We start from the raw sequence: 819 nt of genomic DNA on the forward strand, positions 1-819 counted from the left end.
ACAGATGCAATTCCAAATGGCGTGCACAGGACGCAAATGGTGTCATTTCATGAGCTATAATCCAAACTTTGTAGGCAGATCTACTGGTTTGAGAATGAAAATCAAACGCATCAACCGTGATGAGCAATACATTGAAGAGATTAATAAAGCTGTCGAAATCTTTTTAGGGGAAATAGAACAAGAGATGGAAAAGATTTTGGCAAAAGCTGCTTAAACCTATGGGGGTGCTCTCTCCTCCCAGCACCCCCACCCTTTCCTAACACTTTCAACACATGCGTGCTCCACGCTACGGGTGGATTGTACGCAAATCAAGGAAATAAACCATGGAAAATAAATATGAACTGACTGATGAAACAACTGAGGTTGATGGCAAAACTCTCCACCGCATTCGTGCCTTACGAGACTTTGGTGGTATTAAAGCAGACGACCTAGGCGGTCTTATAGAGCATGAAGGCAACTTATCCCATGAGGGCAATTGTTGGATTTGGTATAAGGCTTGTGTTTTTGGAGATGCCCGTGTTTATGGCAATGCACTTGTTTTCGATGAAGCAAAAATTTCCGATAATGCACGTGTTTACGAGAGCGCACACGTTTTCGATGAAGCGCGCGTTTACGGTCGTGCAGAAATTTATGGAGAAGCAAAAGTTTACGGTGATGCAAAAGTTTACCGTAGCGCACACATTGATGACTATAACGCCATATCAACTGGAGAAAAGACCAGATGAAAAAATATGAACTGACAGATGAAACAATCGAAGTTGGGCGCAAAACGCTCCGCCGCATTCGTGCATTGAGAGATTTGGGGGACGTCAAGAAAGG

The 819-nt window shown here is 43.5% G+C and carries 1 protein-coding gene and 1 pseudogene; both read left to right on the forward strand.

The features are described 5' to 3' along the window. A pseudogene (locus ACFIL8_RS11465) lies at window positions 1-214 on the forward strand (exonuclease); the annotation flags it as partial. A 109-nt stretch (window positions 215-323) separates the two neighbouring features. After that, window positions 324-725 (forward strand): hypothetical protein, encoded by a 402-nt coding sequence (locus tag ACFIL8_RS11470; protein WP_375681429.1) that lies wholly within the window; start codon window positions 324-326, stop codon window positions 723-725. Window positions 726-819: the final 94 nt, after the last annotated feature.

It is taken from the genome of Bartonella sp. AP57NXGY (assembly GCF_042195805.1).
GTDB lineage: Bacteria > Pseudomonadota > Alphaproteobacteria > Rhizobiales > Rhizobiaceae > Bartonella.

Bases quoted from the DNA above. Each gene is read 5' to 3' on its own strand.
- ACFIL8_RS11470 (WP_375681429.1), top strand. From the start codon at position 324: ATGGAAAATAAATATGAACTGACTGATGAAACAACTGAGGTTGATGGC.